The sequence below is a fragment of the Thalassotalea sp. HSM 43 genome (genome assembly GCF_004752005.1).
Lineage (GTDB): Bacteria > Pseudomonadota > Gammaproteobacteria > Enterobacterales > Alteromonadaceae > Thalassotalea_A.
Window position 1 is genome coordinate 345,431 of record NZ_CP038493.1, and the last position, 16,200, is coordinate 361,630.

General features: G+C 40.7%; 15 protein-coding genes. All 15 read right to left on the reverse strand.

What is annotated here, in order from left to right; translation table 11 throughout:
* Position 1: 1 nt before the first annotated feature.
* Positions 2–493: a DapH/DapD/GlmU-related protein gene (locus E2K93_RS01565; protein WP_135437399.1), complete on the reverse strand. Its 492-nt coding sequence runs from the start codon at positions 491–493 to the stop codon at positions 2–4.
* Positions 494–509: 16 nt separating this feature from the next.
* On the reverse strand, positions 510–1,481 hold the full coding sequence (locus tag E2K93_RS01570) for a DapH/DapD/GlmU-related protein (RefSeq protein WP_135437400.1): 972 nt from the start codon (positions 1,479–1,481) through the stop codon (positions 510–512).
* Entirely contained in the window at positions 1,481–2,557 is a 1,077-nt protein-coding gene (locus E2K93_RS01575; RefSeq protein ID WP_135437401.1) for a DegT/DnrJ/EryC1/StrS family aminotransferase, read from the reverse strand. The genes E2K93_RS01570 and E2K93_RS01575 overlap by 1 nt, the downstream gene beginning before the upstream one ends.
* Positions 2,558–2,751: 194 nt before the next feature.
* Positions 2,752–5,001, reverse strand: a complete 2,250-nt coding sequence (locus E2K93_RS01580) for a polysaccharide biosynthesis tyrosine autokinase (protein WP_135437402.1) — start codon at positions 4,999–5,001, stop codon at positions 2,752–2,754.
* Positions 5,002–5,180: 179 nt separating this feature from the next.
* A complete protein-coding gene (locus E2K93_RS01585) occupies positions 5,181–6,296 on the reverse strand; it encodes a polysaccharide export protein (protein ID WP_135437403.1) in 1,116 nt (371 codons plus the stop codon).
* A 153-nt stretch (positions 6,297–6,449) separates the two neighbouring features.
* Complete coding sequence (locus tag E2K93_RS01590; RefSeq protein ID WP_135437404.1) at positions 6,450–6,881, reverse strand: low molecular weight phosphotyrosine protein phosphatase; 432 nt, start codon at positions 6,879–6,881, stop codon at positions 6,450–6,452.
* A gap of 318 nt (positions 6,882–7,199) precedes the next feature.
* Complete coding sequence (gene rfaH / locus E2K93_RS01595) at positions 7,200–7,721, reverse strand: transcription/translation regulatory transformer protein RfaH (RefSeq protein WP_228445440.1); 522 nt, start codon at positions 7,719–7,721, stop codon at positions 7,200–7,202.
* A gap of 450 nt (positions 7,722–8,171) precedes the next feature.
* Positions 8,172–8,537 (reverse strand): four helix bundle protein, encoded by a 366-nt coding sequence (locus tag E2K93_RS01600; RefSeq protein ID WP_135437406.1) that lies wholly within the window; start codon positions 8,535–8,537, stop codon positions 8,172–8,174.
* Between the two features lie 220 nt (positions 8,538–8,757).
* Positions 8,758–8,973, reverse strand: coding sequence for a hypothetical protein (locus tag E2K93_RS01605; RefSeq protein WP_135437407.1), 216 nt, complete (start codon positions 8,971–8,973; stop codon positions 8,758–8,760).
* 448 nt (positions 8,974–9,421) lie between these two features.
* Positions 9,422–9,649, reverse strand: a complete 228-nt coding sequence (locus E2K93_RS01610) for a hypothetical protein (RefSeq protein WP_135437408.1) — start codon at positions 9,647–9,649, stop codon at positions 9,422–9,424.
* Positions 9,650–9,809: 160 nt separating this feature from the next.
* Positions 9,810–10,973 (reverse strand): nucleotidyltransferase family protein, encoded by a 1,164-nt coding sequence (locus tag E2K93_RS01615; RefSeq protein ID WP_135437409.1) that lies wholly within the window; start codon positions 10,971–10,973, stop codon positions 9,810–9,812.
* The gene (locus tag E2K93_RS01620; protein ID WP_135437410.1) at positions 10,961–12,181 is read right to left on the reverse strand and encodes a hypothetical protein; all 1,221 of its coding nucleotides are present in this window, start codon (positions 12,179–12,181) and stop codon (positions 10,961–10,963) included. Before E2K93_RS01620 ends, E2K93_RS01615 begins: the two co-directional genes overlap by 13 nt.
* Positions 12,181–12,759 (reverse strand): hypothetical protein, encoded by a 579-nt coding sequence (locus tag E2K93_RS01625; RefSeq protein ID WP_135437411.1) that lies wholly within the window; start codon positions 12,757–12,759, stop codon positions 12,181–12,183. The genes E2K93_RS01620 and E2K93_RS01625 overlap by 1 nt, the downstream gene beginning before the upstream one ends.
* 668 nt (positions 12,760–13,427) lie before the next feature.
* Positions 13,428–15,629 (reverse strand): GumC family protein, encoded by a 2,202-nt coding sequence (locus tag E2K93_RS01630; protein WP_135437412.1) that lies wholly within the window; start codon positions 15,627–15,629, stop codon positions 13,428–13,430.
* 12 nt (positions 15,630–15,641) lie between these two features.
* Complete coding sequence (locus tag E2K93_RS01635) at positions 15,642–16,172, reverse strand: polysaccharide biosynthesis/export family protein (RefSeq protein WP_135440378.1); 531 nt, start codon at positions 16,170–16,172, stop codon at positions 15,642–15,644.
* Between the last annotated feature and the right edge of the window lie 28 nt (positions 16,173–16,200).

Genomic DNA, 16,200 nt, shown 5'->3' on the forward strand with positions numbered 1-16,200 from the left:
ATCAATCTCTATGTTTTGCAAACTTAGCAGGGTTTCCAAACCAAATTTCATTTTCAGGTATATCTTTATTCACGAAAGACATAGCGCCTGTAACTGCATTATCTCCGATTAAAATTCCATGATGTAAAACCGTATTTGTCCCTATAAAGCAGTTTGCACCAAAATGCGCACCACCAATGGCTTCTTTTCCTGTATCTAAATTATTGGTCATAACTCTTGGGCAAATATATGTATTATCACCTACTTGGCATCCTCTAGCGATTATAGAGTCATATCTGATAGTGACCCCGCTCCCTATAATACAGTCCCCAGAACAAGAAACTCTAGAATCAATCACACAGTTTTCTCCAATCACTGTTCCCGCTCTCAGCTCTACAAAGTTCTTTATAACTGTATTATCGCCAATTGTTACATTATCTTCGATTACGCACCAATGGCCGATTGTTACATTTTTACCAATTTTAGCTTTTTCTGATATAACTGAAGTGTTCATACATGTCCTTATTAATTTATCTTGGCACACCACTTAGCACCGTTTTTCTATCTACTTTTCTTGCTGGCACACCGGATACAACGCAGTGCGTTTCTCTGATATCTTTAGTAACAACAGCACCTGCTCCAACGACAGTACCTTCAGCAATAAATGCTTTAGGTCTTACCACTGCAGAAGAACCAAGAAACGCGTCATCACCTATAACCGCATTACCTGCAATAGAAACATTATTTGCAAAATGTACATTTACACCTATCGATACACCATGGCCAATTTTGCTGCCATGAGCGATAACACTGTAGCGACCAATTGTTGTATTTTCATTAACGGATCCTCTCACAACCGAAATGTCAGACCCTAAGAAGCAATCGTTTTCAATGATCACACCACCTATTTGAGGTTGCCTTATTTTTTCATTAGTAATTGGATCTCGCACCCAGGCTACGCCTGTTGCACCAATAGTTGAATGCGATTCAATAACCACTCTTTCGCCAATGTAAGCTTTATCATTTACAACAACATGAGATTCTAACCGAACATCTTTCTCAATTATCGCATGTCCAATGACACAAAAAGGGCCTATGTAAGACTGAGGGTGGATTACTGCTTCTTTAGATATGATTGCTGTTGGGTGAATACCATAATCACTTTGCGTAGCAACTAACTCATTCATCAATTGGTAATAAACAGCTTGAGGTGAAGATACCACTATTGAAGTTACATGTTCTAGCTCAACAGCAGCATTTGTTATGAAAGTCGAACCATTAAAATCGTAATCATCAAACTTTGATAAATACGAAACGTTTTCGACAAAATAGATTCCTGATTTGTCAACATTCATTAGGCTTTTAAAAGCAAGAGAGCGTAATTGAGTATCTTCTTTGTTAGATACTTCGAAATGAATGTTTAAATCCTGCAAAGCATTCAATATATTCGATAAAGTGAATGTTTGGGGCTGAAAAGCGTCTTTCATTTTAAAATCCGTCATTACAGTCCTTTTTTAGCAGTTTCAATTATTGTAGATATATCTTGTTTCGTTACATAAGCGTGCAAAGGCAAACACAACATTCGGTCTGAAATGAATTTACTGTTTGAACAACCGTAATTAACGTTTTGATGAAAAACAGTATCTAATGAAGGCGAGAAATATTGGCGGTGTTGAATATTACACTCAGTTAATGCCTCACTTACTCTTTTCAGTTGTGCCTGACTTTCTAGTCTAATCGGCATATATGCACCATTTGCATTTGCTTCTGGATGCCATTTAAGTATTTCAACAAAATCTTTCAAGCCTGCGCAGTAGGTATGAAACAAATGTGCTCTATTTTCTATAACATTATCTATTTCTTCGAGGTTAACTAATCCAACTGCTGCTTGATATTCATTCAATTTTGCGTTAATTCCTGTTTCAACAATTCCTCGCCCAGGCTTTATACCAAAATTAATCAGTTCTTTCGCTTTTTCAAAATTTTCTTTCTCTTTAAAGACGATAGCGCCGCCTTCTACCGTATGAAAAACTTTTGTCGCATGAAAACTAAGCGTACTTGCGTCACCGTAATTTAAAACGGATTGTCCTCTAACTTTGATGCCAAATGCATGCGCCGCATCATAAATGACTTTGACATTGCGTTGTGATTTTATGTTTTCAAAGGCATCTACATCACATGGGTTACCGTAAACGTGTGTGGCGACAACAGTATCAACGTTGCAGCCTTTGTAAAAAGCTTCCTCGACAGATTTAGGGCAAAGGTTATAACTGCGCCTATCGATATCGCTAAAGGACACCTTATTGTCTTGCCATTCAAAGGCACTCACCGTAGCCACAAAACTAAATGGTGTCGATAGTATAGACTCGGAGCCAAGTGTTTTTGCCGCGACTTGCAATGCAGAAGTACCGTTATTAACTAACAATAAGTTCTTAACGCCCAAGTAATCTTCAAGTTTTTCTGTTAATTCATCATGTAAAGGCCCGAAGTTGGTATACCACCCGTTATCATTTATTTTTTCAAGATATTTTTGAAGTTTTTTCAAGTCAGGTGTTAGAGGACTATTTAGAGCGATCATAGTTAGTGTCCATATTAGATTTAGTGCTTACCCGTTACATTTTCAATTTGACAGCTTTTTCTTAGATTAAGCAGTTTTTTCCAAGCTCATTCTCGTTTCATTATGTTGCGGCGGTCGCTGTATTGAATGTGCTTTTATGCGCGTTGCGAGTGTTGCATTTAAAAAGTGGTTTGAGTATTAGATCCTAATGCACCCTATTTATACTCATAGCCATAATTATAATAGCCGTAATTGGAATTACGTTTTTCCACCGCATTAAATATCACCCCTTTAATCTCCACGCCATTTAAGTCAAATCGGTTGGTAGCAGTGATGATTTCTTTCAGTGGGCTTTGATCGTAACGCGCCAACATCAATGAAGTACCAGCATGATTGCCAATAATAGCAGCATCAGTAACGGCTAAAATAGGAGGAGTATCTATAATAACCAAGTCATATTCTGTTGAGGCGTGCAAGATTACCTTGCTAAATCGTTCACTCATCAGTAGTTCACTCGGGTTGGGAGGTATCTCACCGCGGGTAATAAAATCTAGATTTTCAATTCCTGATGACATGATTGTCTCATCAAGTGTCAATTGGCCAATTAAATGGTCCGATAGACCCGGTTTGGCGGGAATTTGCAAAATTTTATGCATGTAGCCTTTTCGCATGTCGCCATCAATAAGTAAAACTTTTTGCCCTGTTTGTGCAATAACGGTTGCCAAATTGGTGGCTATAAATGACTTGCCTACTTCAGGACTCGCACCCGCAATCATCACCACATTGTTTTTCGCTTCCATCATCGCAAAGTGCAGTGAAGTGCGAAGGCTTCGGATCGCTTCAATAGCCATATCACTCGGGTTAACTTCAGCGAGTAATTCATGACGTTGTTGTTTGCGTTTGTTGCGTTTGACACGCTCTCGCAGTTTCGCCAATTGTGTGCGTTTAATATGCTCTTCCGATAATGGAATAGTGGCGTAAATGGTCAGCCCTACATCTTCAAATTCTTGTGGGTTAGTGACACCGCGATGAAACGCCGCTTTTAAGATCACAAAAGCCACCGCCAATAAACCGCCGACCATAGTGATAATCACCACAATCAATGGTTTTCTAGGCTTTATAGGAAAGCGACCAACTTGCGCGTAATCTACAATGTTGATATTCCCCACTGTCGAGGCTTTAACTACATTCAACTCTTGCACTTTATTGAGTAAGGCCAGATAAATTTGCTGATTCACCTCAACATCGCGAGCCATACGTAAAATTTGTTGTTGCGCTTTTGGTAAATCTTTAATTGAGGCATTTAAGCGCGCTTTTTGTGCGGCAAGATCGCTTTTTTTCGCCAATAAAGACAGGTATTTCGGATGCTCTTGCGTGTATTTTTGCGCGATATCCACTTCCAAGAAACTCAGCTCATGTATTTTGGTGTCGATCTCGACCAATTGATCCAATACCGATTCCGTCTCCAGCGTCAAATCCACTGAATCATTTTTTAATCGAAATTGATTTAGAGTCTCCTCCGCGGCGATTTGTTTCGAATCAATTTTTGGCAGTTCTTCGTTTAAGAACTCAATGGACTTTTCCACTTCTTGGCTCATGCGTTTAACGTTCTGCAATAAAAACGCATCGGCAATGGCGTTTAGAGTTTTCTTCGCTTTTTTTCGATCCGCGGCTTCCAAAGCCAAGGTTAAAATGCCCGATTGTTTACCTTTTTCCGCCACTTGTAAGCTTCGTTGCAATTGCGCAATCGCATCCGCACGATACAATTTGGTGATCACAAACGCGGTGCCAAATTCGGCTTTTATATCAGTTACCAACAATTGCACACTGCCATCGTCATTGCTGGCAACTGAATTGGTTTTACCGCGCAAGACAATGGTTTCGTTCAAGGTTAAATCAAAAGAATTTGGGCCGGTCGCGATCAACTCAAAGGTTTTACCCAAATAACTATCAGAGACACTCATTTGCGTCACATGGATGTGCTCACCGCCCCACGCATAGGTATTCGAGAAAAAATTACCGATGAATGGTTGGTTAAAAACGTTCCCAGGATCTTTGCCTAAATACGTGCGGGCAAAGTATTGTCCTAAACGACCTAAGTGTTTTGGTCTAGCAACAATATCCAGTTTTAAATTATCGACGGCATCACCCAGCACTTTACGAGATTTTAACAACTCGATTTCAGTGATTGCCTTCGATTCTGCGCCAAACAGCTCTTCCATGTCACCTAATCCTGGAACACCACTGGCTTTTTGTTCGATTTGCACTAACGCATCGGCTTTGTATATCGGGGTTTGCAATAAGGCAAAGACGATGCCAATAACCGCAAACACCGCCGTGACCGACACAATCAACATTTTGTTTTCTAGCAATAAGTTAAAATAACGCGCAAAATCGATATCATCGGCGTGTTCTTGCTCGGTTGCAGGGCTTTTTTTTGGGTGTTTCAGTTGCTCTTGACTCATCAGTGTTGTCCAAAATGACTTCCCTATAGTTTTGTTTTATAGAAAGGTCGAAAATCGTAATATTTTTATTATTATTGTTGAGTGCTAAATCTCTTAACAATGTTTATGACGATGTGTGTTTACTATGTCAATCGATTGATAATGCAAATCATCACTCATGACGCCTAATGCGGTTCAGCTTACAGATCGTTTTCTAAATCGTTTAAGTCATCCAATCCACGAACCGTCGGTAACAGCAAGGAAATGACTTTGTTCCATCGAGCGATGGGGGCACTGGTGACATACACCAAATCCATCGGCTTTAAATGAAATTGAGTGGCCAAAATTAAGGCCGCAGCATTGGATGCATCCAATTGATAGACATCGGCCACTTTATCTGCGTCATCGCTTGCGCGAAGAACAAAGATGCCACTGGCATCGGCGGTCATTTCATCAAAACCCCCGACATTACCCAAGGCTTCAGCCAAGGTTAACCCTGAGCGATGAATCGGTAAGGTTGCGGCTTTTTTTACTTCCCCCATCACGAACACTTTGGTCGCGTCGTTGCGCGGTACATGAATGATATCATTATGACGCAATAGACGGTTTTGACTCATATCGCCTTTTTGATACAAAGCGTATAGATCCAAACGTTCATCGTTTGAATCACGGGTTAAAATCACGCTACGCCAATCCGCATCTTCTTTAATGCCGCCAGCGTTGTTGATGGCATCCAATAGGGTTACAGGTATATTGCCAATGGGCATGACATTTGGTTGATGAACCGCGCCGGTCACGTAGGTTCTTTTCGAACGATACGCTGCAACTTTTACATCAATTTGTGGGTTTTCAATGTAACGGCTTAACTTTTGTGTCAGCTCTTCACGTATTTGCGCCACACTTTTTTGTGCCACATACACACGACCTATATATGGGTAGAAAATGCTTCCAGAAGCATCAACCAAATTACCCGCATCCTCTGGATCGCGAAATTGACCGGCTGGTGTCGTTAGCTCAGGGTGATCGTATACCGTTATGGTTAAAATATCGCCGATACCGACACTGTACGCATAATTTTGCAACTCTTTTTCAAGTAGTGGGTTTTGACTTGCCGTAGGCTCGGCCTCTTTGATGCCGTTTAAAACTTGCGGGGTGATCAAAATGGTATTGACTTGTTGCGTGATATCAAATTGCTCTTGTTCGCTAAGCTCTTCTTGGTCATCGGCATGCACGCCTTCGATGTGACCGCCTGGGATAGTACAAGCGCCAAGACTTAATAACATTAGTGAGGCGGTAAAGGTTGATAGTTTGTTCATAAGGTTCTTGAACCCAAGAACTAAGTACTAAGTACTAAGCACTGGATTGTGTAATGTCTAAAATTATTTTTCTGTTTAAATTAATATCATTAATTCGTGAGTAATTCATCTTGCAAGTACTCAATTGCACTAAAGTTTAGCGCAAAACAACACTTAGCGAATTTTGCTTGCCCAGGCGCTGCAGTGTTTATGTATGAGTGCATAGGCGTGTTCAAATACGTCTTGGCTTTTTCTGTACGGATCAGGGACTTCTTCATCATTGTGCCATTTACCCAACAGCATAATTTTACCGGACGCTGATGGGTATTTTTGCATTAACGATTGTTGATGCTTTTTCTCCATGACTAAGATTAGGTCGACCTCATTGACCAACTCTAAACCAATCTGCTTGGCACTATGCCCATCGCTTTTAACCCCGTGTTGCTCTAGTATCGCTGCCATATGCGTTTCAATACCGTGCCCGACCAAAGCACCAAGTCCTGCGCTGGTAATATTTTTATTGGGCAAATGCTGCTGCAACAATCGCTCCGCACTTGGGCTTCGACAAATGTTACCAACGCAAACAATGAGAATTTTATTGAACATAGTTTTAAAGGGACTAGGGACTAGGGACTAGGGACTAGGGACTAGGGACTAGGGACTAGGGACTAGGGACTAGCATATTATTCTTATAGTAAATGAGTAATTCAAATATATTGAAAGTTTAGTCGTAAAAATCGTTTTAGACACGCTTCCGCCCATTGGTCTGGCTCCAAAAAGCGGTTGTTTTTATTATTATCACTGAGTAAATTCAGTGTGCTTTTATATATTTTTTAAAGATTCCGTGTTGTAGCACGGAATGACCTACACGGATGTAGGGAATGCCGAAAACGCACGGATGCAGTTTTCGGTGACGTTTATTAACTAACCAGTTTTATCAAAATGTTGATTATCAACGCATACGTCGTTTTCTTGTCCTAACATTTTAACCATTAAAACACTGCGTTCTAGGCCATCTTTTGCTTTATATATGGCTTCAAGGCCAGCGAATGGTCCATGATTAATCGCGACCTTATCACCGCGTTGAAAACGTAACATATCATTTAACGTTTTAGCAGAATTATCCGACTCTTGATTTTGTTTCATTTGTTCAATCATGTCCTTAGCAATCACCGCATGATTCGCTCCAAACCTCACAAAGCTCCCAACGCCACGCGTCGAACGAATAGCATTGAAATTCGAGCTCTTAGGGTCGAGTTGAATAAACAAATAATTGGGGAATAGTGGCTCAAGAGATACTGACTTAATTCCTTGTCTTTTTTTCACGGTTGAAACTTTTGGCAGAAAAACCTCAAATCCTTGAGATACTAGATTATCATGGGCGCGTTGTTCGTCCCTTGGTTTGCTTGTCAAAACATACCAGTTACCCTGAAAATCGGTGCTCATAATACTGCCCTTTTCTGTTTGTTTAAAGAGAAACTACGATTTATCGCTTTAATAAAAATGCGAAACAAACAGAGTATTAAAATTATTATTAAAGTCGGTGTTATTTTATTGGCAAAAAGTGACACAAATACGAACCATTTTTGCCGTTAAATATCATTGTCGCACTACGTTGAACATTTATTGCTCAGACCACGTTTAATGCGCACAATAGTTGTTTGAGTATAATGAAATTGTGCTTGGTTTTCTATGGGTTTTTGGGGATATTTTAAAGGTTTTGTAATTTTGTTACGGACTAGGGACTAGGGACTAGGGACTAGGGACTAGGACTAGGGACTAGGGACTAGGGACTAGGGACTAGACTAGGGACTAGGGACTAGGGACTAGGGACTAGGGACTAGGGACTAGCAAGTTTGATTTTTTCGTTGAGTATGTCAACTGTTTCATAAAAAATTAAATTAATACTTCTTTATCACGGCTTTGTTTTCGAATTTTAATGAGCTTAGCTAACATCGCTGCGAGTTCTTTGGTTTCCTTAACCATCGCCAGGCCGATAGTAGGTTCAATGAGTTTTAATTTTATGCCGATATACAATTGGGTGACGAGCTCTCCTGCAGAGCCTTTGGCGTAATAAAGAAACCGGATAGATTCTTTATGTGTTTCTCGTTCTTCCCCTTCTGCTATATTACTCGGGATCGATAAAGCAGAGCGAGTTATTTGATCTTTGAAACCGAAGTCTTTGCAGTTAGCGAGCACCGCGTATGCATCACAGGTTAACTTCGATGCTCTTTGCCATACTGTTAGCTGTTCGAATTTCATTGAAACTTTAACTATTACTTTTGGGCAAGTTTTTAATTAGATAAGAGCTTAAAAACCTCCCTAGAACGCCTAACACAATAGCGACGATAATTAGCGGTATTACGTTTATCTTGGTCGCTAGTATTCCAACAACAATCCCAATTAAAGCAATAATAAAAAAATTTACGTTCTTAGTATTCATATAAACTCCTGGTTGGGCAGCTTTCGCTGCCCATTATGTTTATTCCGAGAAATATTCGATATAAGCTTCGTGCGCTAAGTAGGTCAGTCCACCAATTACAGCACCAGAAAAGGCCCCTGGACCAGCTCCAACACCACCGGCAATAGAACCGGCTAAAGCACCACCAACTGCTCCAGCAAAAACCGCAGCTCCAAGCTCTTCAGTAGAGTAAGCACCGCTTACCATTTCAATTTCAGAAAATGTTAATTCACGCATATCAATCTCCTTTTGTTGCGTTAAATTTGTTTCGTTTTAAATAGATGAAAAGAATGATTTAGGAATGGCGTTTTGAAGTGTGCAATTCCGTTTGCATTCAACTTAAGTGTGGTTGAAATATAATTGATGTCAACTGAGACCACATTCGATAGAGATTACCTACAGTGAGTCGTTCGAATTTCATATGACAATTGGTGAACCAATAGTCACTGAAAAGAGGAATAATACAGAGCCTATCATTAGTGCCTTTTTATCTCTGTCTGTTAAAGACGAATTAAACTCTTTACCATAATTTAAACTATTGAGTTTTTTTAGGTCTAGCCGATGAATACCAGCCCCAAGAAAAAGTAAGCTTAATATAAATGTGATTGACGTTATTATTGAAATCATTTTCTTCCCCATTATAGAAAGCGCCGTTTTCATGTTCTGAAAACGGCGTATATAGTTTCTAGCTATCGCATTGACCGATAAGGTTGTTAACGTACACACCAGTGTTCCAACCAACTACGAATGAAGCACCTAAAGCTGCACCAACAACCGCACCAAAGCCTCCGCCAGTAGCAGCACCAATAGCAGTACCAGCAGCAATACCCTCTGAGTAACTTCCTGTTTCACAACCGTCTAAATTACCAGCACCTGAAATAGTTTGGCATTCTTCGATAGTTAATTCACGCATATCAATCTCCTTTTGTTGCGTTAAATTTGTTTCGTTTAAAATAGATGAAAAGAATGATTTAGGAATAGCGTTTTGATGTGTGCAATTCCTTTTGCATTCAACTTAAGTGTGGTTGAAATATATTTGATGTCAACTTTGTACGGGTGTACAAGGCGTTGATTTAATTACGAAGTCTGTTGATGAAGTCGGTTAAATATTGTGGTTTGGAGAGCATTTTTAAGTGGCGTGCCGCGTGCCGCAATCTTCCTTTGGTGAGCGACCAATAAGAGTCAGCGCCGTATATTACATCAATGCTTTCTTTGCTGTAACCTTTGAGCACTGTTGCTAATGTTTGCCATGGGCTAATTCTGCCCTGCTTATCACAAAGTAAATCGATACTCGATTGAATATGCTCTTGAGCGTGTTTTGTGTTGGAATTAATTGGCGTTGTTGTCGCAAAAAAATGTTCAATAATATGAAGGTGAGCGTCAAGAACGTGTTTTTGTCCAGCACATGCAAATGAAGATTCTACATCGTGCCAATTTATCGATTGATTATATCGATTGATTAGGCTCATGGTATTAAGTAATTGACGCCAATCGAGCTGCTTGTGTTCAAATGCTCGATGAGATAACTCACAATGTGCTACCGATAATATCACCTGGTCCGTTGCAGACATTTGCAGCACTTCAAGCTCATCGGTAAGTGTTAATTTTTGCGCGTGTAGCCATGTGTTTTTGGTTGATAAAATAGCTTGATGATGTTTTTTTATTGGCCATTGATGCACTTCAATACAACACAAGCCTTGATTATCCCGCGCTAAAGGCGGTGCGTGGTGATGATTTACTGCCGCAACGTCCATCTCGTCTTGTTCAAGCCAATAGCCATTATTTAGCAGTGCCTGTATAGCCTTAGTTTGCAAATGCTCTGGCACCAATAAATCAACATCCGTCATAAACCGTGTCGACAAAGGCTTAAAAGTACCATTAAAAAGTCCTGTTGCGCCTTTTATAACCATCACAGGTATATCGGCCTTAGTTAGAACTCTGCAGGCGTAAATGACTTCTTTTTTAATATTTTGATTACGCTGCAGGTAAAACAAGTCTAGGTGTTCAAGGTAAGCTTTAATCTCAACATCGAGAGCCTCAAAGGCGTTATGCTGTTTTAGCTTTATGGTGAATGCACCGGTGAGCCAATGTGTATTTAACAACGATATAAGGTTAAGGCGTTGCTGTTCATCATCAAGTCTATCAAGTAGCTCTTGAGGAATGACTTGTTCATTGCCTAGCCATACCCCCATGTCTTTCAATAGCTGTGGTGTGATTTGGATATCTATCTCTGACATAGGTCTTCTACCAATTGCAAAGCATCAGAGCTTGTTCCATAGGTGAGCTTAAAACTCGAGAGGTTTTCGAAAAAATAGATTAGTTCTGCGGCTGACTCTCTAGACAGTTCGTGACCTAGCTGATACCCCCCATGAGTCATTAAAGCCAGACTTTGACTCAATGTGAGTTGCTCGACGCGACCGGCTGCTTTAGGCGTAAACTCAGGACATAAAATATATATGCGATGATGTTCACTGTCAGTTTTTCTAAGTTTCTTACTAGCAAATTCTTTATTCGCGAATTGAGCGGGCCAAACGTATTTTATGCGACGGCCATCAATACGCAACCATTCTTGAGCTTGCGCTAGTTCTGTGTATTGCGAATGCAAATGCGGCCAACTTCCCGACTTTATCGCCATCGGCAAGTCAATAGTCGGGATGTTAAAGTCTTGGTCAAAAGCGATTATTTCGTCGGAATGCAAGTAAAAGCCTTTACTGCTCAACTCTGCTGCAAGTGTCGTTTTGCCAGCTCCGGAAACCCCCGGTAATAATACCGTTGTTGTTTTACCTTCAATACAGCGAGAAAGCGCTGCACCGTGAAACACCAGTTTGTACACAGTATTTTGATAAGCCAGTATCTGTAATCTGTCGATTAATACCGGCAGCATATGACTTGCGCTAGGGACTTGTTCAACCAACACGCCGTTTGCCAACAAGCGATACTCATGCTCTGAACTATTTATAGTTAACGCAAAATTCGCTTTATCTTCCCCTTTTGCCATCACAGGTTGAAATAAAGCATTTATGGCACGGTACAAATCGATATCATCACACTCAATATCAAAATACGAAGTCGCGACTCTAATATGAATTGCGTCAGACACGTTTGTGTTCGCAGGCTTGTCTAATTCTGGATATCGACCATCGCTATATGTGATCGTTTTCGATTGCCCGTTTGCGTTACTTTGATAATTTCGGTTATCGAACATATCGGCAATACTCTGATAACTGTCATTTATGACATCGGCGTTCAAACCACTGTCTTGAACTATCTGTGTGATGATTTGTTGTTTGCTCAGACCTTCATCAATAGCTAAAAATAACGAGACATTCAAAGGTTCTAGCGCTGCAAGTGATCGTTCTTGCTCACTAAATAATAGAGCTTCATTGTTATTTACCCACAATGAAAATTGATTTTGATGATTGAGGGGGATCGATTGAAAAGCCATTAGCGTTCGGTCAGTAGAGTTTTATCGTAATAGTCGATGATGGACACATAAGGTGTTAATAACTCGCTTAGCTTGGATTGTTTGTTTTGCTTCACAGCTGTTGACACATATTGCCATACTTGCGCAACCTGAGGGTGGTTTTTACCATAACGGTAGGCATTAAGAAGGTAAACGACAAAGTCTTTATCAAATTCAGCCATATGCCACTTGTTTAATGCTAACGAAGCCCAGGTTACAGGCCAGCTTGGGCGGAGCTTGGTTGATTCAAGATACAAGGCGTTGGCCTGGTTTAGGTTATCCATCTTGTCAGCAAGCTGTAAACGTACGCCCCACTCTAATAGTTGCGCTTTAGTTTCTAAATACTGAGGATTGCGATGTAGCATTAATACCGTTTGCATATTGCTTAATTGTTCTTGGTACTGTGGCTCAATAGATTGATACGATTCAGGATTTATGCGATGCCAAATTTCAATTTGCTGTTCAGTGGATTTAAACATCGCATTGGCAATGCCGTAACGGCCTGCGGTGAATGCACCAAAGAGTAACGTGATGATGACGATTGTTTTTATGACTTTCATCGTGTACTCCTTTGGTTGTTTGGTTTTGTTAACTGCCCGATGTTAACGGGTTCTTGTTTTTCGTTTTTAAGATTCCGTGTCGTAGCACGGAATGACGTACATGGATGTACGAAATGCCAAAAACGCACGGAGCAGTTTTTGGTGACCTACATGGATGTAGGGAATGCCGATAATGCACGGATGCATTTTTTCGGTGACGTTTTGTTTTTCCTGTCTACTAACTGTATTCGGTGACGGTTATTACGTCTGTCCTACTTTTCCAAGATTCCGTGTCGTAGCACGGAATGACGTACATGGATGTAGCGAATGCCGAAAATGCACGGATGCATTTTTTCGGTGACAGTTGTCTCGTCTGCCCTACTTTTCCAAGATTCCGTGTCGTAGCACGGAATGACGGTTTTGTTTTTTGGTGACGTTTTGTTTTTCTGCCGACTACCTGTATTCGGTGACGGTTACTACGTCCGTCCTACTTTTCCATGATTCCGTGTCGTGGCACGGAATGACGTTAAACTATTCTATGTTTTAGATTCCGTGTCGTAGCACGGAATGACGGTTTTGCTTTTCGGTGACCTACACGGATGTAGGGAATGCCGAAAATGCACGGATGCATTTTTTCGGTGACGTTTTGTTTATGTTCTGACCGCTACCTGTATTCGGTGACGGCCTTTTTAAGTTGCATAGCCGTATTGATCATAGTAACCAGTAAAGTCTTGGTACTGTCGAGCTTTGGCCAAATCGACTTGATTAAGTACCACACCATCTATGTTAATACCGGCCATGGTCATGCGTTTCATGCCTCTTTTGATCATACTTTCTTTGGTAGATTCGGCTTTTACAACATACAAATGGCTGTCTGCTAAACGGGCTACAATCATGGCATCACTCACTGCTTGTACTGGTGCGGTATCAATAATGATGCGATCGTATTTCTCTTTCAGCTCGTTCAACATTTGTTTAAATTGATTCGATGCCAATAGCTCTTGTGGGTTTGGTGGTAATTGCCCCGCAGGCAACAAGTCTAATCCGGATTTTTCATCTCGGTGGATACACTCATCAAGTGCATGTGTCTTCGCAATCACATTACTTAAACCTGGCGTGTTCATGTCCATGTCGAAGTTTTTAGCTAGTGATGGGCGTCTCATATCGGTATCGATTAACAAAGTCTTATCGAGTTGCGCTAAGGCAAAGGCTAAGTTGGTTGATACTGCTGTTTTCCCTTCACCCGGAATGGTTGAAGTAACACTAAAAACCTTAGAATTATCTTCTAAGTTTAGTAACAACAAGCTAGTACGTAAGGTGCGAATCGATTCAGAAAAACTGTGATCGTTGCCTTCGTTAAAATAGCTGACATCAAACTGGGCACTGTCATCTTTGTCTTTGATCAAGGGCACAATACCCAGCAAGCTTTTACTTAACTTAGCTTCCACATCATCAACACTGCGAATGGTACTGTTCATCGCTTCGAGCAATAAAACAATGCCAACCGCGGCTGCAGCCGCGGTGATCATTGCAATAACAATGATCAGCTTTTTGTTTGGTTTTATGGGGCTATATGGCGTCGTTGCTTCTTCAATGATACGGCCTACATTGGCTTCAAACCCTTCTAACTCTGCGGTTTCTTTTAAGCGATTAAAAAATGCCGCATACAATTCTTTATTGGTTTCAACTTCTTGCAGTAAATCACGGTGTTGATTATCAAGGCGCGTCAACTTTTGATATTGGCGTTTCGCCTCTTGCAAAGCATTTTGCAGTTGCGCAACATTCTGTTGTGACTTTTTAAAGTCATTACCTATGGTCTTTTCTAAACTTTGAATGTTTTTATTAATATTCGCTTGCTCACGTGCCACATCAGCTTTGGCGGCAATGATCTTCGGGTGTTTTTGTCCGTAAGTAAGCGATAAGGTTTCCAGTGTTGTTTCAGCACTACGTTTTTGTTCGGTCGCCGCTTTTATTGCTGGGTGATTTAGCACATCGGGCAGTGACGCGAGCTCATCGACACTGGTTTGTTGGCGCACTAAACTGTAGACCAGCTCCGTCGTTTTCAATGCTTGTCTTGCATCCAAAAGCTGCGCTGATAATTTCTCCACTTCTTTGGCTGCAAGGGACTTAATACCGCCGATATCGACTAAAGACTCTTGCTCTCGAAACGCTTGCAAAGCTTCTTGCGATGTCGTTAATTTGGTTTTCAAACCGGATAGAGACGAATTTAACCAAGTCGCTGATTTTTCAATGCGCTCAAGGCTTACCTGTATGTGATTGTCAATATATGCCTGACTCACCGCATTGGCGATTAGCGGTGTCATTTCGGGGTGCTGTGAGGTAAAGCTGATATTGATTAACTGGGTTTGTTTAATCGGGCTTGCCGACAGACCGCTTTGTACATAACCAAGCGCACTTGCATAACGTATTTGCTTTATATGTTCGTCAAGCTTTGCTTCAGAAAGTGTTAATAATTCAGGGCTTAATTCCAATAGTTTGGCTTTATCAATCTGAAATAATGGGCTTTTGTCAAGGTTAAGGTTTTCAACTACCTTTTTGGCTACTGGCTTAGAGCGGATAATTTCAAGTTGCGTGTAATAATACTCTTCACTTGCTGATGTATCACTATACACATCGTTTAAATCATCGACTTTCGCCTGTGCCGATTCTAAATGCATGGTCGCGGTGGCTTGATAAATAGGCGTAATCGAATAAGCGTATATGCCAGCAAACAAACCAACCGCCACGGTTAATGCGATGATTTGCCACTTATTGCGCAATAACACATTAAACAATTGTTTAAAGTCGATATCGTCAAAATGCTCATCATCGTTTTGGTGTGAATGATTGCCTTGATTAGAATGTATTGATTGTTGCTGCACAGATTTCATCAATAATTCCTTTTAAAAAAAGCTTTGTTTGATGGTGATGATATCACCAGGTGATACTTTACTGTCGAGCATGGCGAGCTCGGTTTTGTTTTCAGGATCACTAGAGCGTTGAATGTAAATTTTATCTTTTGATGCACGCTCGGTAAAACCGCCGGCTAATACCACCGCTTTTGCTACCGTTAAGCCAGGTTGATATGAATAGGCACCGGACTTTTTAATTTGCCCTTCAATAAAAAACGGCCGATATTCTACAATGGCAGCGGACACACTTGGGTTAATCAAATAATCGGGTTTTAAGCCATTAACCACCGCTTGCTCTACTTCCGCTAAGGTTAGATCTTTTACGCTAACTTCCCCTAGAAATGGGTAATTAATGGTGCCACGTTCGTTGATTTTGAATTGCTTTGATAAGTCAGATTCACCAAACACGTTGATTTCGATTTTATCACCAACACCTAATCGGTAATGGCTTAACGAATCAGCATGACTTGATACAGAGAAAAAGGATAGGCACAGGGCAAGAGATGTTACTATCTTAACCATATTCTGGTTAAGAGAACTGCATAATACT

Excerpts from the sequence above, each read along its gene's own strand:
- E2K93_RS01625 (WP_135437411.1), bottom strand. The coding sequence starts at position 12,759 with ATGAAAGTCATAAAAACAATCGTCATCATCACGTTACTCTTTGGTGCA.
- rfaH (WP_228445440.1), bottom strand. The coding sequence starts at position 7,721 with ATGAGCACCGATTTTCAGGGTAACTGGTATGTTTTGACAAGCAAACCA.
- E2K93_RS01585 (WP_135437403.1), bottom strand. The coding sequence starts at position 6,296 with ATGAACAAACTATCAACCTTTACCGCCTCACTAATGTTATTAAGTCTT.
- E2K93_RS01590 (WP_135437404.1), bottom strand. The coding sequence starts at position 6,881 with ATGTTCAATAAAATTCTCATTGTTTGCGTTGGTAACATTTGTCGAAGC.
- E2K93_RS01630 (WP_135437412.1), bottom strand. The coding sequence starts at position 15,629 with ATGAAATCTGTGCAGCAACAATCAATACATTCTAATCAAGGCAATCAT.
- E2K93_RS01570 (WP_135437400.1), bottom strand. The coding sequence starts at position 1,481 with ATGACGGATTTTAAAATGAAAGACGCTTTTCAGCCCCAAACATTCACT.
- E2K93_RS01575 (WP_135437401.1), bottom strand. The coding sequence starts at position 2,557 with ATGATCGCTCTAAATAGTCCTCTAACACCTGACTTGAAAAAACTTCAA.
- E2K93_RS01620 (WP_135437410.1), bottom strand. The coding sequence starts at position 12,181 with ATGGCTTTTCAATCGATCCCCCTCAATCATCAAAATCAATTTTCATTG.
- E2K93_RS01610 (WP_135437408.1), bottom strand. The coding sequence starts at position 9,649 with ATGCGTGAATTAACTATCGAAGAATGCCAAACTATTTCAGGTGCTGGT.
- E2K93_RS01635 (WP_135440378.1), bottom strand. The coding sequence starts at position 16,172 with ATGGTTAAGATAGTAACATCTCTTGCCCTGTGCCTATCCTTTTTCTCT.
- E2K93_RS01600 (WP_135437406.1), bottom strand. The coding sequence starts at position 8,537 with ATGAAATTCGAACAGCTAACAGTATGGCAAAGAGCATCGAAGTTAACC.
- E2K93_RS01605 (WP_135437407.1), bottom strand. The coding sequence starts at position 8,973 with ATGCGTGAATTAACATTTTCTGAAATTGAAATGGTAAGCGGTGCTTAC.
- E2K93_RS01565 (WP_135437399.1), bottom strand. The coding sequence starts at position 493 with ATGAACACTTCAGTTATATCAGAAAAAGCTAAAATTGGTAAAAATGTA.
- E2K93_RS01580 (WP_135437402.1), bottom strand. The coding sequence starts at position 5,001 with ATGAGTCAAGAGCAACTGAAACACCCAAAAAAAAGCCCTGCAACCGAG.
- E2K93_RS01615 (WP_135437409.1), bottom strand. The coding sequence starts at position 10,973 with ATGTCAGAGATAGATATCCAAATCACACCACAGCTATTGAAAGACATG.